Here is a 20296-nt window from a genome sequence, read left to right on the forward strand (position 1 = left end):
TCCTCCTGATTCTTTTAAACTCAAACTCAACTTTGACCGGACCCGAAGGTCCCGGCACTTTTGGTTAACGCAATTTCAGTGCCCGGCATTACAGTCGGTTATTTCTTTTGTGAGCGTCCTCACATATCGCCGAACGGAATTTCTTCATCCTTTATTTGCAAACGTTTTTCTACGCCCTTTGGGTAGATTTAGATTTTACGCCATCCAACCGAGGATCGCTCCCCCCGCAATCAGCCAGGTCGAATTGACTCTATAGCGAACGAGCAACCCGAAAGAGATCAGGGCGATTAGAACCGTCAAGGGATCGGTGAATGAAACGCGCCCCAACTGCCAGGTCACCGCGGCCATAAGACCGAACGATGCGACATTGACGCCGTCCAACAGGCCGCTCGCCCAGGCCGAGTTGCGTATCCGAGGGATCAACGGATTTGAAACGGCAACGAAAATGAAGGAGGGAAGAAAAATACCGAGCGTCGCCAAAAGGGCTCCCGGCAGATCGCCGAGGAGATAGCCGATGAACGTCGCCGTGGTGAAGACGGGACCCGGGGTCACCTGCCCGATCGCGACGGCATCCAACAATTGCCGATCGGTGAGCCAGCCGAAGCGGACGACGAAATCGGCGCGCAAGAACGCGAGGAGAACATACCCGCTCCCATAGAGCACGGCGCCGATCTTGAGGAACGTCACGAACATCAAGGGGAGACTGAAAGGAACCGAAACCTGCGACAACCCCGCCGCCGCGGCCGGAATCAGCAGGGCGCCCGATGACCGGCCGCGAAGCCGCCGAGCATTCTCCGCCAACATCACGACCCATCCGCCGGCAAAGAGCAACGCAATTTCATGGACGCCCGCAAAATAGAGGGCGAGAACGCTCACTCCCACAGCAAGGGTCAGCGGGCCTTTGACCGCTTTTTGTCCCAGGCTCCAAAGGGCTTGGATGATGATTGCAATCACGACCGGCTTAATGCCGTAGAGCAGCCCTTCGGCCTGAGGGGTGGCGCCGAACCGGACATACCCCCACGCCAGCGCCAGGACGATGAGCATGGCGGGGACGATGAAGCAAACCCCGGCGACGATCAGCCCCGGCCATCCGGCCCGACGAAAGCCGAGGTGAATCGCCATCTCGGTGGAGTTCGGGCCGGGGATCAGATTCGTCGCGCCGACCAGATCGAGAAATTCTTCCTCGCTGAGCCACTTGCGCCGCTTCACCGTTTCGTCGTGCATCAGGGCGATGTGGGCCGCGGGGCCGCCGAAGGCGGTTACGCCGAGCCTGAGAAACAACGCCGCCACTTCGGTCACTCTCTGCGACAACGATCGGTTCCTCTGATAAAAGTTGCTGGACGAATCGGTTTAGAATGTGGCGGAGGCCGCTCCACGCCAGTATTCGGCCCGGAGAAAATAATGACGCATCGAAATCCTATTTCTTACAAAGTGCCTTTTTGTAGAGGCCATGGACCGATTCGGGGGCGATGGCGGCCCACTTTGGGTTTTGGGGAGAGACGGAATCAAGCTGCTCTCCTTCGCTGGTATAATCGTCGCTTTGCAGGATGCGCTTTACATCATTCACGCAGTCGATCTCCATGACGGTGAGACTGAATCCGTAGTTCTCATACCCCTCCAGATTCATGCCGATCTGCTTTCTGACGTTCAGCAAAAAGTCGCGCCCCTCTTTTCCCTTGGGGTCGACCTTGATCGCAACGCGAACGAGCCCCTGAGGAGAGTGAAAGATGCTCTGCTTGTCGTAAGAATGCTTAAATCGCTGATCCTCCACAAACGGCGTCCACTCCGCCGCGCCGGCATCAAGGCGAAACGCACCAAGTAAGATAAAAAGGGTGAAAAACCCTGTCGAGATCATTTTCATTAGAAAATACTCCTTCTTCTATATCAAGTCGACCGTTCCGGGACACGATCTATGTACCACATTTCAACAAAAATAAAAATGCCGCAGACGGCTTCCCACCTGCGGCAATTTAATCAAACAGTTCCGGTAGTAGGGGCAGACCTGCGTGTCTGCCCTGATCATGTTTGTCTCAGAATTTGAAGCGGAGCAGATAAAAGAGGCCATGCTCCCCCGGGGCAACCGCCAGCTCCACCGATCGACTCTCATCCAACCCGAGAAAGGCGTCGTGGATAAAGCCAGTGATAAACGAAGCGAGCGCCGCGCCAGCCAGGATATCTCTCGGATAGTGCATGTGGCTTTCGACCCTGGCCCACGCCGTCAAGGCGGCGGTGGTCCTCAACCCGACCCCCCAATAGAGCCGCTCTCGGCGGGAGAGGGGAAGCGACTCCAGATTGCGGAGTGATAATTTTGTAAAAGAAAAAGCATGCGCGCTGTGCGCCGACGGGAAACTTTTATCGCTCAGTCCGTTCGGCCGCTCCCGTCCCATCGCACCCTTCAGGCCCGCGGTCGTCTGGGAGGTTGCCCAAAATGCGGCCCCGCCGACCGACAACCCTTTTAGCTTCCAGAGCGCCCACCTCCCCGGATCATCCCCGCTGGGAGTGAATAACGAAGATCCGATCGCTCCCGCGGCCGTCGCCATCAGAAGGTAATCACTCGCCCTCTGTGCATTCTCTTCGGAACCGAAGACGGGTGTCTTCTCATATGCCCACTCCGACACCCGTTCATCCCAGTCCCCGATGCTAAAAACGCCAGCCCCGGCGGCCGGAACCCAGGTGTCGGGATCTTTCAGCGCATTGATGGCGGCCTTCTTAACCCGTTCGCCGTCCGGGAAAAGGGTTGCATCCTCCCCCCAGCCCCGCCCGTTCGGCAACGTGCCGCAGCCGGAAAAACTCACCCCAATAACCAGGTGTAAAAATATGACAAACCAGTAACGTTGAATATCGGTGTCTCGCTAAAATTTCCTGTGAGAAGTGTAACAAGGATTACAAAAAATGGAGGCCGGTGGGGTAAAATCGTTCAGGTTTTAGTCGAAACCTTAGAAGGGCTTGAGGATTTTGCGGGTCCTGTCACTGCCGAGTTCGAGCTGTTTGGCAAGCTGAGAAGGCAATGGCGGCCCCCCGCGGATGGACGATTTCATTCGTTTCCGGCAAGGCCGCATTCGTTGTTGCCGGTTGTCTTTTTCTGATCTGAGAATCGAACTGGGGAAGTGAAGGAAAAAGCGAACGTCCCAGCCTAGGCTGCCGGGCGCTCCGGGTCGGTTTTCGTGTGGGAGGCGATGTGCTTCTGTTCATCATAAAGCAGGAGGCGAAAATAGAAACAGGACCCTTCCCCGAATTGGCTCGGAGTTCATCATCTACTGAATGCCGCTTGTCTCCCTGCGCTACGGTTTTGAGACAAACCGATTGCCTTTGATGTAAAATCGCAACAGCCGCCTCGCCCAGTGACGCGCATATTCGACCCCGATGCGGGGTCTTTTGACGATGACGGGAGGCTTCTCCTCCGGCGCGGCGGCGATGTAAAAATTATCGCTGAGCAGATCGACTCCGTTGAGGCGGCGGTCGATCCGCATCGCCCGGCAGAGGAGGCCGGGGCCTTGAGTTCGCCCCTCGACATTTTTCACCGGTTCGATCGCCCGCAATAAGACGGCGGCAGCCCGTCCCTCCCGCTCGGTCACGACGTTCATGCAGTCGTAGATTCCATAGATCATATAGACGTAAGCGTGGCCGGGCGGGCCGAACATGATCTTCGTCCGTTCCGTCCGCCCTTTGGAGGAATGCGAGGCAAGATCGTGCGGGCCGAGGTACGCTTCGACCTCTACGATCCGCCCGATCCGCTCCACGCCGTCCGATACCTGGATGAGGTATTTTCCCAGGAGGTCCTTTGCAACCGTGGTGGTATCTCGGTCATAAAATGCGCGTGTCAATTTTTGCATGAAATGTTAATCAGCCATGGAGTCTATGAGGGAGGAGGCAAGGAGCCGCTGGCGCAACCCCGGTGAATATTAGCAAAAAGAAGATCCCAGATCTACTCTTCTCCAAACCGAGACGGTTTAAACAAGGCGAGACCTCTAGAGCGGAGAAAGACAGTGAAGGGACCTTTTGTCCTTCTACGAGGGGTCGTGTCCCCAGGTGGGGCGACTCTTTTATTCAATCACCGTTCATTGGCTTGCTTACTCCATGGAAAAAAGGGGGAACTAAAATGATACGGTGTATCATTTCGTTGATGACGAAGTGTTCATCCCCGTTTTACAAAAATGGTTTTCTCTAAACATACTTAAATCGGGCGGCTCTTTCTCCTGAGTCTGGTAAGTGCAAAACCAACGATACCGGCGCCGATCAGAACGGCGGTCGCCGGTTCAGGAACAGAAACAACCGTGTTTCCGTTCCTGACGGCGACTCCAAAAACCGATGTCGGGGGCGAAGTGCCGAACGTTCTGTCTTGCCTGGGACTATATACCAGTCTTTGGTCCACTCCGGAGAGGGTCGATGACAAATAAAATTCGAGGCCGGCCCCGACCGATTCAAACGGATCGGTGGAATAGGTGCCTGTGCTTCTAAACTCATTTCTTCCAAGAAATTGCAGCTCTTCTATCGTGGGCGACCGCCAATCCGTAAGATCCAAGTAAGTTAAATTGTTGACCCAATTGTCTGTAAAATCCCAATCCTCAACGCTCGGATTAAAAGCAAAGTCATACCATGTAATATTTTGAGCACTGTCGTAAATAAGATTTTGATCTCGATCGATCAATATCGCTTTTGTCTCTTCCGTCGTCAACAATAAAAGGGCAATTACAACGAGACTAAAAATATTGCGCTTCATCTTCTCCCCCATTTAAAAGTTTTAATCGGCTTAGGGAGCAATTTTCATTCCATGCAATGCGGCTTACACCTTCCTGCCATCACAACCATTTTTCATGTCGAACCAGTGAACCTTCAACGGTCCACTTTTCTGGGATGGTGCTAGTATGAACATCCGGAGGAAGGCTGCTGGAGCTGCAAACACGCTCACTGCGAGAAATTTCTAAGATCTGTTCTTTTGCTCTTTCATTCGGGTCACGACCGCTTTCGCCTCGGTCAATGAAAGACCCTGCTTCTCTTGAAGGAGCTGGACCGCGCCGACAGGGTGGCCCTGCTCGACAAGCGCTTTGACACTGTCCATCACGAGTTCCTCCGGCGACAGACCGAGGCGAGACCGGATCCGTTCCGCGATCTTCTGATTCATTTCATGATGCTCATACGCATTGGAGACAGGGAGCTCACCCTCTCCCGTCAGAAGCGCCACGCGGTGTTTGGGAGAATGTTTTTTGTTGCCGATCGCCGACTGCAGAACAACCTGATCGATCCGGCTGAAAGGAAGGGTCCCTTGTTTTGTTGAGAGAGAACGCTTTCGTCTCCATGTCAGCAGGCGGGTCCGTGAGTCGAAGGTGAAAAGCGCTTCTTCATACGCCACCAGGTAAACCAAACCGCACACCACCGCTCCGCCGATGAACCCCATGAGACGCTCTTCGTTCAGCCGTTTACCTAAGAAGAACTGCACGATTGGAAAGCCGAGGAATAAAAGGGCGCCATAGCCGACCCACTTTTCGAACCGCGAGGTCACTTCAATGATTAATTCATTTTTGTCGTCTTTGTTTATTTTTTTCATGAAGTTAAAAATGGAAACGATCAGATCGGCACACCGGTTTCTCCTGCGCCGTCCGTTGAGGCAACTGCTTTAAAGATATTGTACCCGAAGACGATTATTTCGGTGGTCACCCAGATGAGGTGAAGACCGTTGAGAAATATTAAGGGCGGGCGCCCGCGGCTTGAAGGAGTGCCTCTATTTTTTTGTAGCCGCGCTCCCTCGCGTGGTGAAGGGGGGTGCGGCCTGCACTGTCGGGGATATTGACGTTCGCCCCGTGTTGAATCAGCAGCATGACAATTTCTTGATGTTTCGGGCCGCCGTCGGACAAAACGATCGCTTCCAACAGTGCGGTCCATCCCAAATTGTTCACATGATTGATGTTGATATTGGTGCGGGTCAATAAATATTTCACCACCTCGACGTGGCCCCGTTCCGCGGCGGGAATCAGCGCCGTTCCGCCGAAGCGGTTCGTCAGCTTCGGATCGGCGCCTGCTTCGACGGAGAGTTTTAGGATATCGAGGAGGCCTTCGGCCCCCGCGTAGAGGAAGGGGTTGTTGAGCATGTTGTCGCGGAGGTTGACGTCGGCGCCTGCATCGATAAGGGCCGCCACCGTCTCGACATGATTTCGATAAGCGGCGGCCATGACCGGTGTTCGTCCCCGCGCGCCGCGGGCGTTCACGTCGGCGCCTTGGCGCAGAAGCGCGATGGCCCGGGATGTGTTGCCGTTTGACGCTGCGGCGACAAGCCGTTGATTGAGGTCGTCGTCGCCTCGGACCGGATCAACGCCATTGGTGGTAAAGACCGCGGCAAGCACTAAAAGGACGATCAGGCCTTTAACTAAAATAAACCCCTCTTTCAAACAAAACAACGGACGGTAGAAAACGAAATCATTTTATCATTTTACTTAAGCAGGTCAAACGTCCCTGTGATCTGCACCCCTACCGGCACGAAATCGAAGCTTCGCGGCTCCACCGCTCCCGACGGTCCCTTGAACGCGGGGGGCGCTAAAAATCCGGTTCCGACCTGCACCCAGACATGGCCCCGTTTTGTCTCGATCGGAATCGCCGGCCCGAACAATTTGAGATTGGAATTCTTGCTCGCCTCGATCGATCTCAGCGAGCTTAAGATACATTGGTTCTTCGTGACCGGAGTCTTCGCCATTTTTTCTCTGATCGACTTTTCCATCTCCTTCCCGCTCGAAGCACGAAGCCCTTCCCACCATTTATCGCCTTCATCCGGCGGGCGGAGATATCGCCTCACCTTGGCCATGATCACCTCGCGCACCTGTTTCACCCGCTCGTCTTTCGTCGTCATTCCCCGGAGGACGCTGATCTCCGCTCCGATGTCTTTGATGACCAGGGCCGCCATCACCACCGCCTGCATGTAATAAGGATTCGACTTGTAATCTTTGGCCAGCCGCGCGTGCGCGTGCGGGGGCGATTTGGCCGTCTCTTGTGCCGCTTGTTGACCATAAAAGGGAGCGGTCTCTTCGCTGCTGACCGATTCCAAAATTCTTAGGACAGAGGTATCTCCCGACCCTCCTCCACCGGTCACGAGCTTCTTGCCGAACCGGAAATCGCCGTGGATCAGCTCGACGAAATTGGAGTGCGCGAAGAAATCTTCGATTGTATGGAACGCATTCCCGACATGCTCAAAGGCCGTCGGATCAGGCAACGCGTCGGCAAACCGGACCAGCTCTTCGTCGATATAAGAGATCGGGCTTTTCTTGCCGAATGCGCCCGGGTTCTTCTTCGATTGCCACTTTTGCAACTGCTCATTCCACTGATAATTGTCGAAATGCTCTTCGGCTTTGTAGCCGCCGTAGGCGTTTGCATCGCACAACAGAAGAAGATTGGCGACCGCCCCCGTTTGGCTGTAGTCCCGTTTGACGTTTCCGGCGTGGATCTGCTTGATGTCGCCCGGCGTCAGTTTGGTCAGCTCCAACGCCGCCTCTTCGAGAATATGATGGTCGGTGTCTGAAAACCGGGAAATCCGATCAACCGGTCGCCCCTCCCCCTGCTGGACGACGTGCGCCAGCTCATGGGCCAGCAGTCGCTTTCCGCTTTCCGTCTGGGGTGAATATTGATCGGCGGCGAAGACGATGTCGCGGCCGGCGGTATACGCCAACGCCTGGATCGATTGGGAGGAGGTTGCCGCCTTGGGATCGGTATGAATTCGGACTTGGCTGAAGTCATGGCCGAAGCGCGGCTCCATAAAGGCGCGGGTGGCCGGGTCGAGCGGCTGGCCGGAGGAGCGCAGCGCATCGTGGACGATTGGCGGCGCTGTGGTCTGTTCCGAGTGGCCCGATTCGATCCGCTTCGTCTGCAATGGTTTCGTTTGACACTTGGGACAGGCTGCACCGCAGGCGCAGGCGCGCTGGAGTTGCGGCGCGGGTGTGTGCATGATTTGGTCGGCGATCCGGTCGGCTTCCTGCTCGTAGATATCTCCGGGGGAACTGATCGTTAACTTTGCTTGAAGTCGCTGAACGGCTTGATTTCCGACGGTGCGCTGCAAATAAAGCGATAATGGAGGTTTTGGGTGATTTGCTGAAGGAGTCGATCGCGCGACGTTGGAGAATGCCCGCTGCAGGGGTTGATTCTTTTTTTGCATAGAGCGCATCGTCATTCTTTTTCCGTCAAAGCGGTTCCCTCTAGAGTTTACCGGCTTGCTCGGCGTCATCGCCGGAGCGAAAGCGCTGATCACCCGCGCACCAGCCGAGAAACAGCGGCATCCCTTCGAACATCCCCGCCGAGACGATCTGGCCGATTTCGGGCTCTGCGTTGAACAGACCCGCAAAGGCTTCGAAATCGGAGAACCCTTTATTCGTGGGGCTGAAAGAGTGAACCAGCATCACGGCGGCCTTGGCGTCAAACTGCCGGGCGACGATCAGCGCCGACGCGGTCCTGTGCAAAAACTGGTATCGGATAGTTTGAGGAATGGAGGGGGGGAGCTCTAAATACTGAAGCAGAGACACATGGCGCTCATTAAATCCGTCGGAAGGTCCGATCCTCTTTTCTCTGAGTGTGGGACCGAATGTTTCATCGACCGTTCCTTCCACGACGATCCCGACGAGTCCTTCCTTTCCGTGCGCCAGAGCGAGCAGATCGATCTGCGACGATTGAACGCCGGCGGGAAGCGGAACCTGAAATTCAGGAAGGGCCAGCAGCGGATCGAGGTTTGTCAAAAGCGGCGAACCCGAGGTTTCGAACGCGGCCTTGATCTCCGGCGGAAAGCCGGTCGCTGCCGCCGCCTCCCATGAACGGGCCAGCGTCATCGCAGAATGGCCTTCTTTCCAGTGAAGGTTCGGCTTCGCCAGAAAACGCTGCCAATCCTGGAAGGACTGTGTTGGAATGAAGATTTTCATGATAGGGCGTCTCCGTGAAAGAGGTCTAATGATGGAGGCCGAGACAGCGCGTCAGGACGGCAAAGTAAAAACCATCCAGACGTATAGAATCAGCCGATAAGAGATTCTACTCTGACCCTCTATTGGAGGCAAGGCCAAGAATTAAGTATGGTGTCCCTGGAATTACCAAAATCGGCCGGGAGTTGATCGTTTGTTCGGTGTTGTCGTCAAACTGCACGCAAGATATAAGGCGAAAGAATTTCGAATGAGCGGACGCGATAAATCGGATGAGACATCACACCCTCCTTACTTATTTTAGCGGATCAATCGGGACGTATTTTAGCATGAGGCAAGAAAAGTATAAACTATCTTCCTAGGCTCCCCCTTTTGGGTCCGGCTAGGATTTATCGTACAAAATGTCCCCGAACTGCACCTCCACCCTCACCAAAAACCGCCAGATCCCATCAAAGCCGGTATCCCGGTCAAAGTCCCGGCGAAACGCCATCTCGGGATCGAATTCGAAGAAAAGCCAGGGCCACCCGACGGTCTGGCGGTACCGAAGCCTGAAGCCGGTCTCCTCGATCCGAAAGCGGGTGTCCGGGTCGACCACGATCTCGGTGTCGTTCTCGGTTTCGACGATCTGCCCCGCCCGCGCCAGCGTGTTCCACTCATAAATCAGCGCCCGGCGTTTGCTGAGCAGATGGATGAGCGCGAACCGCTGACTGACAAAATAACCGTGCTCCCCCTCGAACCACGCCCCTTGGAGCGATGTTCTGAAAAAGTGATTCGAGGTGATCGGGCGCTCGACATCAAGCCGCGAAACCGTTTCCCACTGGTAGGGGTTATCCTCAAACGCCTCTTCCCATTGGATAGTTTGGGTAAACCGCACAACCCACTCTTCGAGCTCGACACTCTCCCGAAACCGAAGCCGGGCAAAGACCGTGGGAGGGATACGAACCCGAACACCCCCGTCGAGAGAGATGTTGAGATTGCGCGTCGCGCGCAAGATCAAACGAAGCGCCGACCGGACCCCATCCGTCGTCTGAGAATCCCTCACCGGAGCTTGGACGCCCCCCACATCCCCTTCCGATTCAAACGCCTCGGACTCGCCTTCCCGTTCAATGACCAATTGGAGGCGCTCTTGCAACCGGGGGAGGACGACCTTCAGTCTGACTTCACTGTTGATCTCCATTCCATCTTCATCGCTGATGCGCACGAGGCCGATTTTGAGATAGCTGCGGTTTATTTCTTCCTCGGCGCGCTCTTCCCCGAAGAAAGCGTCGATCCAGTCTGCGGTTTCCGTGATCCCGGAAGAGACCATCTCATGCACCCGGTCGATCGCCCCCGCCGTCGCTTCTTGTTCCGTCGCTGTTTCTTCCTCGGAATCCCCTTCCGGAAGACCCTCTTCAGCCCACGCGGCGACCGCACCGAGCAGCCCGACGAGGGCGACTGAAAGACAAAGACTTCGAAGCAGGATCAACCCCCTCCGGCGGAGCATCCCGTTTGGTGATCTTTCGAGTCGGACGTTGAAACCGCGGTCTTCGAGAGCGCTTCCCGCGCGTGTATATCCGTGGATATCCGTGTCGGTCAACTTTGCCCGCAGAGAAAGGTTTTCTCCCTTCGATCATCGCGTGATCGAGCTGTCCATGCGACGTTCGTCATGCCCGAAAATTATCCTACGGCGCCCGATAGGTCAAGGAAGAAGTTGGGTCCCTGAAACACCGGCCGAGACCGTTTGCAATTTACGGTTGAGCTTGCTATACAATCCCTAAACCATCCTGAAATCTTTACAAAGGGGGGAAGAGCATGGGAGAAATGACGATAGACCGTTTGAAAGAGTTGGCGTTGAGCACCACATTCGCCTTTGCGCAGTCGGGGTTCCGAATTATTTTACTGATCGTGGCCGGGTTGATCGGCATCCGGGTTCTGAGCTTTCTGCTTCATCGGATGGAGGAGATTCTCATTAAAACCCGAGAGCCGGTCGAGACGGTGAAAGGCTCCACCAGGAAACGGGTCACCACGCTGGTCGGGATTTTGAAAACCATCGGATATTTTTCCATCTGGTCGATCGTCCTGATCAGCTGTCTCGATCAGGTCGGGGTGAATGTGGCCCCCATTCTGGCGGGCGCCGGGATTGTCGGACTCGCCGTCGGCTTCGGCGCGCAGAATCTGGTGCGGGACGTGATCGCCGGCTTCTTCATGATCCTGGAGAATCAGGTGCGGGTGGGAGATGTCGCCATCATCAACGGCACCGGGGGACTGGTGGAGACGATTACGTTTCGGACAATTGTCCTCCGGGATCTGGCGGGGGTGGTCCATGTGATCCCGAACGGGGCGATCTCCTCCCTCGCCAACATGACCAAGGAATGGTCCGCGTATGTGATCGACGTCCGGGTCGATTACAAGGAGGATACCGACCGGGTGGTCAAAGTAATGCGGGAGGTGGCGGAAGCGCTTTCGAAGGAGGCGGAATACAAAGAAAAGATCATCGAGCCAATCGAAATTTTCGGCGTCGACAATTTCGGAGAATCGGAGGTGACGATCAAAGCCCGGATCAAAACAGAGCCGATTCAGCAATGGACGGTCGGGCGCGAGTACCGGCGAAGATTGAAGAAGGCCTTCGATGCCCAAGGCATTGAAATCCCCTTCCCGCACCGCTCGCTCTACATGGGTGAGGCGAGCAAGCCGCTCGAGGTCCTGGTCAAGCAGGTCGCGGCGAACTCAAACAGCTGAGGCCGCCTGAGCAAAAGCGTTCCATACAGATCCGGGCAGCGGAGGGGAAGCGTCCACTCGCCCCCCCCGCTGCCGCGTTTTGCATTCAATCTGCAGAAAACTTCTCAACTTGGACAAAGATCAGTTGGTGGCATCCTTTACTGCGTCTTTCGTGTCTTCCGCTGCTTCGTCTACCTTTTCGCCCGTTCGCTCCATCGGCCCCTCTCTCTCACAGGCAACAAGCGACCCTAAGATGGAAAGCATGGCCAGGGTTAAAAGCATTTTTTTGAAAAACAGCATAGCATAACCTCCCTGAGTGATTAAAACCGGTCTCAGGAAAGGATACATATGCAAAACGCGTACGTTTAAATCGAGGAATAAAAAGGGTTCGCTTTGATTAATCGAAATCGAACAGGTCGCCGAGAAACCCCCGCTTTTTCGTTTTCCGGCGGTAGTCATCATCGTAATCCCGGTGCTCACGGTAGGCGCCCGCGCCGGGATCGCGCGGCGCAGCGGCCTGTCTTTCCGGCGTTCCCATGGCCGCCGCGGCGCGTTCGATCATTTTGTCGAGCTCGCCGCGGTCCAGCCAGATACCGCGGCACTGCGGGCAGTAGTCGACCTCAATCCCTTGTCGATCCGCCATGACCAGCGTTACGTTCTTACATACCGGACAGTTCATCGGTTCACTCCTTAAATTGTCGCCTGGTCTTTCATCATCCGTGGGGAGAGATGGATAAAAGAGGATAGATATCACACGTTCTCATTAAAAACAAGCCACCGGCTCAGCAGGTAAAAACGGCCTTCTCCAAGAGGCTTATACTTCTTACCGCCAATCTCTATCTCTATCATCTCGATCCGAATCCCGATCATCTCCATCGGAGCTTCGCTCGCGCACCGGCACGAAGGCGTTCCTGAACACAAAATCGGCGATACGCCGGCCCTGGGCGATTCCCTCGGTTTTGTCGAACGACCAGTGGATGCCGAGATAGATTCGGCTCTGGCCGTTCTCTTCCTCGGCCTGGGAGAGAGTCGAGAAGCTGCGCGGGAGAAGCGGGCGGACGTTTCCGTCGTTGTCCAGCGTCACGCCGTTGAACTCGTCCGACACGAAGGTGAAGGGGATATTGTCGGTCCGGTAGAAGTTCCTCAAGACTTGAAAAAGGGCGGCCCCGAACCCGGCATGCCCGGAAGGATAGGCCGGGAAGGGGGGGGTAAAGTCCGGCCCGGTGAGATTGCTGGCCGGCGCGCCAAGCGGCGTGAACTCCAGATCTCCGATCGTGGCGGGATTGCCGTCGCCGAGGCCGGTGGGGCCGGTCCCCTCGTCGGCCTCGCGGATTCCAGTGACCGGACGCCAAACATTGTAGTAGAATTTCGACTCCCAAATGGCAACGCCGGCGTCGGCCATCGCCACATTGACCAGCGCCAAAAGCCGTGCAAGCTCGATGGTATTTGATCCCATTTGTTCGGCGATCTGCACCGCGATTTGATTATAGAGCCGCGGCGGGGCACAGAGGCTCGGCGTTCCATCATAAGCCCAGTAAATGCCGATTTCGGTCTCCGCCGTGGTCCGCTCCGTCGGGGTGACAACGCCGTCTCCCCCCAGGCGTTTCACCTCTTCAAAAGCGGCCGTATATTCAGGACTGTCCATGGCCGGCGGAGGGGGCACCCGGAACTGATCGCTCGATCTTAAGACAAAGGGGGTCACTTTGCCCCAGTAGGCGCCCATTGCGATCGGAATCTGGCTGATTGGGTCTTGGCGCCACTTTCCCGGCTCGTTGCTCGGGATGTACTCCGTATTCATTTGAGGCTCGATATAGTGCGAATGATCGTTCGCCCTAAGCGCCAGGATCGCGGCGGCCGCCCGCTTTCCAAGATTAATCCCGTTTGTCTTGGCGCGCCCATCCCAGGTCCGAATTTGCCTGAGGTCTTCGGCAAGCAGGCCATCCAGTCTCGCCTTCTGCGAGGGGAAGAGGGCAATCAACGTATCGTGCGCCGCCTGTGCAATGGCTGCATCGATGGAGGTGCTGCTGGAGACCGGAGAAAGACCGGTATAGCTTCGATACCCGCCGACGATCGCATTAATTGCATCAAACACCCCGATCTGGACGATCGCCAGCGCGCGGCTTGACCGCCCGGGGCCCAATTGCTCCCCGAAGACGCGGCTCTCGCCCGGCGCCACGGGGGTGTGATCGAGCCCGCTGGTGTTGATGGCGATCTCGTTCCAGTAACGGAGGCGGTTGATCGCGTCATTTCCACCCCGTGTTGTTTGATCTCTCGACGAATCGCGGAATTGCGATTGGCCGTCAAAGCGTCGGCCCCAGGCATTATCGAAATCGCCCGCGGACCCGCGCGCCCAGACAGGACCGGTCACGGCGACAGTAAGAATAACCAATGTCGGGATGATCCACTTCCAATTGTGTTTTACGATCATGCGTCGTTCTCCTTTTTAATTCTTCACTCTCCTTCGTCATATACCCTCGCCGCGTTCCAGGTAAATCAATGCAATGAATAGACCCGGCAAGAGTACTTACAACTTAACGCAGAAAAGGTTCCTTTCGAGTAGGATTTTTACATGTTTATATTTACATATTAATGAGGCAGACTGCAGTCCATATCTCATGGAAAATTTCTATTCCTTGCAGCGGTTTATACCCGAGGCGTACAGGTTATCTCAAGAGCGTACTGAACTGAGACGAGAAAAGTTCTATTTGGAAGTTTGAGCGGATAGGGTATATCACAGAAAAATGTTAAAAACAATGCACCAGGTGAAAACGCCAGAATCCAACGGAGGAAACATCCCATTGGCGTTTACCTTCTTTTCAGCTTTTGTGCAATCAACTGAAATGGAACTGATTTCAAAACCTTGAAAGTATCAGGGGGTTGGGAGGAGAGAGGAATTCGGTCGCTCCAGTGGAGATCTATGCGCCATTGATGAGCTTGGCTTACGGTCGCTTACCTTTTTTTCTTCTTCAGCGCAATCAACCAGAGAAGGCTCTTGTCGCCCAGGACCTGGAGGCTGTAGGGGGTGTTCGGAGGGAGGATCGTGCGGTCGCCGTCGCGGAGGATGTCGGCGTCGGCGCCGACGGTGATTTTGGCTTCCCCGCGTAAGATCCAAAGGATCGTTTCGGCGGGATACTTTCGGTTGGGGTAGCTGGTGCCGGGCTTATCGACCCAGAACTCCGGTTGATAGCCCTGGGCTTTTAAGTCTTTTTCGAGGGCGACCTTCTGCGCCGGCTCGCCCGGCTTCTCCCATCGGCGGATCGAGAGGGGCATTATCTCGGCGTTCGCTCCCCTTCCACTTCGGCAAGAACCTCCTCGAAGATCGCCAGCGCCCGTTCCATCTCAGGACGCTTGATCACCAGCGGCGGAACGAAGCGGAGGACATTCTGTCCGCAGCCTAAGATAAGTAGTCCCTTCTCAAAGCAGCGCTGGATGATTTTGTTCCGCTCCGGAATCGCCATCTCTTTCGTTTCGCGATCCCGAACCAGTTCGACGCCGATCATCAGGCCGAAGCCCCGGACATCTCCGATCAGGCGATGTGTTTTCTGCATGGCGCGAAGCCGGGAGAGAAGGTGGTTTCCCATCTTCTCCGCGTTCTGCATCAGGCCGCCGTTTTCCAGAAGATCGATCGTCGCCAGCGCCGCCTCGCAGGCAATCGGGTTTCCGCCGAACGTATTGGCGTGCGCCCCCGGCGCCCAGCGCATCAGCGCCTCCCGGGCGATCATCGCCCCGAGCGGCATTCCCGAGGCCAATCCTTTTGCGAGCGTCATCACATCGGGAACCAGATTGAAATGCTCCGAGGCGAACATCTTTCCGGTCCGGCCCATTCCGGTCTGGATCTCATCGACGACGATCTGAATTCCGAATTCACGCGCAAGGTCGGAAAGCTCCCCTAAGAAGCGCTTCGGCGGAACGACGTAGCCCCCCTCCCCCTGGATCGGCTCGACGAAAATCGCGGCGACCTCTTCGGGGGCGACCAGATGCCGGAAGGCGACCTCCCGAATCCAGTTCAACGTGTAGCGATCGCACTCCTCCGTGGGAACGCCTGCAGGCGGGCGGTACGGATTGGGGTACGGCGCATGGATGACCCCCGGCACGAGCGGCGCGAAGCCGGCCCGATGGACCACCTTGCTCGCCGTCAGAGAGAGGGCCCCCATGCTTCGCCCGTGAAAGGCGCCCAAGAAGGCGATGTAATAAGGCCGTTTTGTTTGATGGCGGACCAGTTTCATCGCCGCCTCGGTCGATTCCGTTCCAGAGTTGGTGAAGAAGACCTTCTTCCGCTCCCGGCCCGGCGCAAGCCGGTTGAGCTTCTCGCCGAGAAGGACTTCGGAGGAATAGTAGAAGTCGGTCCCCGACATGTGGATGAGCCGCTTCGCCTGATCGACGATTGCTTTGACGACTTTGGGATGGCAATGACCGGTCGCCGTCACGGCGATCCCGGAGGTGAAATCGAGGAAGCGGTTTCCGTCGACATCGGTGATGACGCTCCCCTTGGCCGATTGAACGACCAGCGGATAGGCGCGAGTGTATGAGGGAGAGATCACGGCGTTGTCCCGCTCGACCCACTTCTGGGCATTCGGTCCGGGAGGGGTCCCCTTGAGAGAGGGGATCTTATTGTTATTTTTCTTCTTCATGGGAAAACCTCTTCCGGCGGCGATTCGACACCTCGACGCCTGTTCAATCTAGATGACGCTCAGCCGCTTGCGCTGCTCTTTTCTCCGATGGACCAGGCCGAAGATTTCGGTAATGATCCGAAGGGCGGCGAAACTGGTAATGTCGGAGACATCGAGCGGCGGGGCCACCTCCACCAGATCGGCCCCGACGATCGGGAGCGGGTGGAGCCTGCGGATCAGGGTGATGACATCGCGCGTGGTCAGTCCCCCCGCATCGGGAATGCCGGTCCCCGGCGCAAAGGCCGGGTCGAGCGCATCGATGTCGATCGAGAGATAGACATTCTGCATGTCAGCAAACTGCTTGACGATCTCATCGGCGACTGCCTTCATCCCCCGCTCCGCCACTTCATAGGCCGGGACCATCTTCATTTCGTTTTCCTGGATGAATTGCAGGCCGGCCATTTCGAAGCAGCGGGTGCCGACCAGGACCGTCTTTTTCGGATCGAACCGGTCGCTCTCCATCGTCCTTCGAAGCGGACAGGCGTGCGAGTAAGAAGAGCCGTCGAAGGTGTCGGAGAGATCGGTGTGGGCATCGACAAAGATCAACCCGATCTTCTCGGTCGCCCGTTTGCTGAAGGCCCGATGGACCGGGATGACGACAGAGTGGTCCCCGCCCAACGTCAAGACAAACGAGCGGGCCGCCCGCTCCTCAACCTCCTTCTCGAGCTTCGGGAATGCGGCGACGAAATTCTTCCCGAACGGAAGGTTGCCGTCGTCGCGGATGACCAGCCCCCGGAGGAGCTCCCCCGTTTCCAAGACCGGCGGGATCTCGCTCGAGACCTTGCGGATCGCATCCGGCCCCTTCGCCGCTCCCTTTCGATAACAGACCGCGCCGTCATAGGGAAAGCCGACGATCGTAATATCAGGCGCCGCCGCCTTCGGCTGGTTGAGACCCGCCCACCATTTTTCTTCTTTCAAATTCGACTTCCTTGCCATGGTTCTATTTTATCATTCCTTTCCAACTTCGGCTTTTCGCCAATTCGTCATTCGAATTTCAGACGATCCCATGTCCTCTCTTCCCGAACGAGAAGGCATCAAATGCGGAGAAAACAAAGAGGACCACATTCAACATCATGGCGCGAGGCGAGTAACCGGAAATCTTAAATAAAAAAGCGGCAACAAAGAGGAGCGAAACCCCTCGTCCCCACTTCCGCAGATAGAGATGCCCCAGCCCGGCGAAAACCAAGGAGAGCACGGCGGCGATCACCGGCCGGACCGGATCCGATTCAATCCGATTTTCCGTCTTTTTCTCCTTCTCCAACTTCGGTTCGGACGAAGGGCCGGCCTCTTCCGAAGGGGGTGTTTGCTTCTTTTCAGGGGTCATCTGCATTCCGGCCTCCTCTCACGCCGCATTCGCTAGACGATTCCAAATCCGCGCCGACCGATCGAAAACGCATCGAAGGCGGCGAAAACAAAAAGGATAATGTTGAGCGCCGTCGCCGGCGGCCAATAGGCGGTCAGGCTGAAAATCAACGCTCCCGCCGCCAACAGAACCCCTCCCCGAGCATACTCTTGAAGAAGGAAGTGGCCCAGCCCCGCGAAAACCATCGAGAGAAGCGCCGCCGTCACCGGTTTCCAGAGGGTGGCGCTCCTCGGCTCAGCCTCGCTTTCCAGCTGCAAGCCGGGCTTCGGCAAGCCGGTCGGCCGCTTCGGACGGGAGGATCGATGCTTTCTTGGCAAGGGCAAACACCTCCTTTACGCGATTGTAGATCGCCTCGATTTTTTGATAAGCCTTCTCTTTTGAGTAGCCGTTCAGCTCCTCGGCGATATTGATGAGTCCGCCGGCATTGAGGACATAATCGGGGGTATAAAGGATATTCCGATCTTTTAGAAGGATCGCCGCCTTGGCGTTTTCCAACTGATTGTTGGCCGCCCCGGCGATGATCTCGCACGACAGCCGCGGGATGGTTCTTTCATTTAAGAATCCCCCCAGCGCGCAGGGGGAGAAAATATCGCACTCCACCCGATAGATCTCATGCCCCAGGAACGGATCGGCGCCGGTGACCTTACAGATCGCCGCCACCCGCTCGGGATCCATATCGCAGACATAAAGCTTCGCCCCTGCCTTGTGAAGAAAAAGCGCCAGAGCATACCCGACCTTTCCGATTCCCTGGATCGCGATCTTCCTCCCTTGAAAAGAGCTCTCTCCGAAGCGTTCTTCGAGAGAGGCGCGCATCCCGCAGAAGACGCCATAAGCGGTCGCCGGAGAGGGATCTCCGCTCCCCCCTTTTTCTTCCGGAAGTCCGGCGGCATGCGGCATCACCTGATGCATTCGGTCGATATCGGCAAGGCCGATCCCGACATCTTCGGCCACGATGTACCGTCCTCCGAGAGAAGCGACCTCTTTGGCGAAGGCGATCAACTTTGCTTCGCTCTTCTCTTTTTTCGGATCGCCCCAGATGACGCTTTTTCCCCCGCCGAGGGGGAGATCGGCCATCGCCGCCTTATAAGTCATTGCCCTCGAGAGCCGAAGCGCGTCGGTCAGGGCGGCGGCGGCATCCGGATAGGGCCACATCCGGCAGCCGCCGAGCGCCGGCCCCAGCTGGGTGTTGTGGATGGCGATGATCGCTTGAAGACCGGAGGCGCGATCGGAGCAGAACAGCACCCGCTCGTGCCCTTCCGTTTTCATCTGTTCGAAGAGGTTCATCTTGTCCTTTCTTTTTTGTCGGGCACGACATGTCGTGCCTCGACACGGCCATTATCTATGGATATAACCCGCGCACCAGGTGGGCGCTGGCGATCTTCTCGATCCCGGTCATCATCGCGGCCAGCCGCATATCGACCTTCTCCGAGAGCGACCGCGCGAGGACCCGCTGAAACGCCTCGGTGATGATCTCGGCGAGCCGATTCTGAATTTCCTTCTCATTCCAAAAATAGTTCTGCAGATCCTGTACCCATTCAAAGTAAGAAACGATCACCCCCCCCGCATTGGCCAAAATATCGGGAAGGATAAAAATCCCCCGGTCGTTCAGTAAAACATCGGCATCCAAATCGGTCGGACCGTTCGCCCCTTCCGCCAGGATGCGGCACCGAAGCCGGCCGGCATTCTTGATGTGGATCGCCCCCGCCAACGCCGCTGGAATCAGGACCGTGCACGGCTGCTCCAATAGATCCTCCGGAGAGATCGGATCGGCCCCGGGAAAGCCGACCACACTCTCCGTCTGCTCTTTATAAGGGAGAAGCCTTGCCAGATCGAGCCCCCTCGGATCGTAAATCGCCCCCTTCGAGTCGGAAACGCCGATCACCTGAATGCCATGGGCCGAAAGCATTCGCGCGGCGTGCCGGCCGACATTGCCGAACCCTTGAATGATCGCTGTGCTGCCGGTGACGGGAAGATTGAGATGACGCATCGCTTCAAGAATCGTTACGAAAAGGCCGCGGCCGGTCGCCTCTTCCCGGCCGAGCGAGCCGCCGATGCTGATCGGCTTTCCCGTCACCACCTCCGCGACGGAATACCCTTTGAACTGGCTGTAGGTGTCCATGATCCAGGCCATCACTTGCTCGTTGGTCCCCACGTCGGGGGCCGGAATATCTTGATCGGGCCCGATGATCGGAAAAATCTCCGCGGTATAGCGCCGGGTCAGCCGCTGCAACTCGTTGCGCGAGAGGACCTTCGGATCGCACCGGACCCCCCCCTTGGCCCCGCCGTAAGGAAGACCGGCGAGAGCGCATTTCCAGGTCATCCGCATCGCCAGCGCCGCCGTCTCGCCGAGGGTGACGGAGGGGTGATAACGAATCCCTCCCTTGAAGGGCCCCAACGCCGAATCGTGCTGAACACGATAGCCGCGAAAAACCTCGACATGGCCGTCGTCGCGCCGGATCGGGATACTGACGGTCAGCGTCCGTTGCGGGCTTTTGAACCGCTCACAAAGATTCGGATCGAGGTTCAGACGCGCGGCGGCCCGCTCAAACTGAGCGAGTGCAAGTTTGTATTCCGGATGGTCGAGTTCGCCGAGCCACTCCCGATTCTCGTTCTCGGACATGGAAGGATCTCCTTTTCGACGGCGGAATGCGGCCCCAATCGTTGGTAGAGACGCCCCGGCGGGA

At 56.7% G+C, this 20296-nt stretch carries 21 protein-coding genes; 1 reads left to right on the forward strand and 20 read right to left on the reverse strand.

Annotation, left to right across the window (positions count from 1 at the left end; all coding sequences use genetic code 11):
* Window positions 1-195: 195 nt before the first annotated feature.
* From chrA to MCM46_07250, 10 genes are all read right to left on the reverse strand, one after another.
* Entirely contained in the window at window positions 196-1311 is a 1116-nt protein-coding gene (chrA, locus tag MCM46_07205) for a chromate efflux transporter (GenBank protein MCG3111598.1), read from the reverse strand.
* Window positions 1312-1417: 106 nt separating this feature from the next.
* Window positions 1418-1861 carry a hypothetical protein gene (locus MCM46_07210; protein MCG3111599.1) on the reverse strand — a complete coding sequence of 148 codons (444 nt, stop codon included), beginning with the start codon at window positions 1859-1861 and terminating at the stop codon, window positions 1418-1420.
* Window positions 1862-2030: 169 nt separating this feature from the next.
* Complete coding sequence (locus MCM46_07215; GenBank protein ID MCG3111600.1) at window positions 2031-2795, reverse strand: phosphatase PAP2 family protein; 765 nt, start codon at window positions 2793-2795, stop codon at window positions 2031-2033.
* A 486-nt stretch (window positions 2796-3281) separates the two neighbouring features.
* Entirely contained in the window at window positions 3282-3833 is a 552-nt protein-coding gene (locus tag MCM46_07220; GenBank protein MCG3111601.1) for a DNA-3-methyladenine glycosylase, read from the reverse strand.
* Between the two features lie 341 nt (window positions 3834-4174).
* Complete coding sequence (locus MCM46_07225; protein MCG3111602.1) at window positions 4175-4720, reverse strand: PEP-CTERM sorting domain-containing protein; 546 nt, start codon at window positions 4718-4720, stop codon at window positions 4175-4177.
* Window positions 4721-4921: 201 nt separating this feature from the next.
* On the reverse strand, window positions 4922-5545 hold the full coding sequence (locus MCM46_07230; GenBank protein MCG3111603.1) for a hypothetical protein: 624 nt from the start codon (window positions 5543-5545) through the stop codon (window positions 4922-4924).
* A gap of 139 nt (window positions 5546-5684) precedes the next feature.
* Window positions 5685-6338, reverse strand: a complete 654-nt coding sequence (locus MCM46_07235; protein ID MCG3111604.1) for an ankyrin repeat domain-containing protein — start codon at window positions 6336-6338, stop codon at window positions 5685-5687.
* Window positions 6339-6424: 86 nt separating this feature from the next.
* A complete protein-coding gene (locus MCM46_07240; protein MCG3111605.1) occupies window positions 6425-8134 on the reverse strand; it encodes a DUF4157 domain-containing protein in 1710 nt (569 codons plus the stop codon).
* 40 nt (window positions 8135-8174) lie between these two features.
* Complete coding sequence (locus MCM46_07245) at window positions 8175-8888, reverse strand: hypothetical protein (GenBank protein ID MCG3111606.1); 714 nt, start codon at window positions 8886-8888, stop codon at window positions 8175-8177.
* Between the two features lie 376 nt (window positions 8889-9264).
* A complete protein-coding gene (locus MCM46_07250; protein ID MCG3111607.1) occupies window positions 9265-10347 on the reverse strand; it encodes a hypothetical protein in 1083 nt (360 codons plus the stop codon).
* A 335-nt stretch (window positions 10348-10682) separates the two neighbouring features.
* On the opposite strand from MCM46_07250, the gene MCM46_07255 reads away from it, so the two are divergent.
* Window positions 10683-11600 carry a mechanosensitive ion channel family protein gene (locus MCM46_07255; GenBank protein ID MCG3111608.1) on the forward strand — a complete coding sequence of 306 codons (918 nt, stop codon included), beginning with the start codon at window positions 10683-10685 and terminating at the stop codon, window positions 11598-11600.
* A gap of 120 nt (window positions 11601-11720) precedes the next feature.
* Here the strand turns inward: MCM46_07255 and MCM46_07260 are convergent, their stop codons facing one another.
* The 10 genes from MCM46_07260 to MCM46_07305 all read right to left on the reverse strand — a co-directional run bounded on the left by MCM46_07260 (window position 11721) and on the right by MCM46_07305 (window position 20232).
* On the reverse strand, window positions 11721-11879 hold the full coding sequence (locus MCM46_07260; GenBank protein ID MCG3111609.1) for a hypothetical protein: 159 nt from the start codon (window positions 11877-11879) through the stop codon (window positions 11721-11723).
* 97 nt (window positions 11880-11976) lie between these two features.
* Window positions 11977-12258, reverse strand: coding sequence for a zf-TFIIB domain-containing protein (locus MCM46_07265; GenBank protein ID MCG3111610.1), 282 nt, complete (start codon window positions 12256-12258; stop codon window positions 11977-11979).
* Window positions 12259-12402: 144 nt separating this feature from the next.
* Window positions 12403-14007, reverse strand: coding sequence for a phosphatase PAP2 family protein (locus MCM46_07270; GenBank protein MCG3111611.1), 1605 nt, complete (start codon window positions 14005-14007; stop codon window positions 12403-12405).
* A gap of 521 nt (window positions 14008-14528) precedes the next feature.
* On the reverse strand, window positions 14529-14849 hold the full coding sequence (locus tag MCM46_07275) for a cupin domain-containing protein (GenBank protein MCG3111612.1): 321 nt from the start codon (window positions 14847-14849) through the stop codon (window positions 14529-14531).
* Window positions 14849-16210: an acetyl ornithine aminotransferase family protein gene (locus MCM46_07280; protein MCG3111613.1), complete on the reverse strand. Its 1362-nt coding sequence runs from the start codon at window positions 16208-16210 to the stop codon at window positions 14849-14851. The genes MCM46_07275 and MCM46_07280 overlap by 1 nt, the downstream gene beginning before the upstream one ends.
* 48 nt (window positions 16211-16258) lie before the next feature.
* Window positions 16259-17167, reverse strand: coding sequence for an agmatinase (gene speB / locus MCM46_07285; GenBank protein MCG3111614.1), 909 nt, complete (start codon window positions 17165-17167; stop codon window positions 16259-16261).
* Between the two features lie 76 nt (window positions 17168-17243).
* Window positions 17244-17579 carry a hypothetical protein gene (locus tag MCM46_07290; GenBank protein MCG3111615.1) on the reverse strand — a complete coding sequence of 112 codons (336 nt, stop codon included), beginning with the start codon at window positions 17577-17579 and terminating at the stop codon, window positions 17244-17246.
* A 26-nt stretch (window positions 17580-17605) separates the two neighbouring features.
* Window positions 17606-17869, reverse strand: a complete 264-nt coding sequence (locus tag MCM46_07295) for a hypothetical protein (protein ID MCG3111616.1) — start codon at window positions 17867-17869, stop codon at window positions 17606-17608.
* The gene (locus tag MCM46_07300) at window positions 17847-18896 is read right to left on the reverse strand and encodes a leucine dehydrogenase (GenBank protein MCG3111617.1); all 1050 of its coding nucleotides are present in this window, start codon (window positions 18894-18896) and stop codon (window positions 17847-17849) included. The genes MCM46_07295 and MCM46_07300 overlap by 23 nt, the downstream gene beginning before the upstream one ends.
* Window positions 18897-18951: 55 nt before the next feature.
* Window positions 18952-20232, reverse strand: coding sequence for a Glu/Leu/Phe/Val dehydrogenase (locus MCM46_07305; protein ID MCG3111618.1), 1281 nt, complete (start codon window positions 20230-20232; stop codon window positions 18952-18954).
* Between the last annotated feature and the right edge of the window lie 64 nt (window positions 20233-20296).

It is taken from the genome of Candidatus Manganitrophus morganii, from assembly GCA_021651055.1.
Classification (GTDB): Bacteria; Nitrospirota; Nitrospiria; order SBBL01; family Manganitrophaceae; genus Manganitrophus; species Manganitrophus morganii.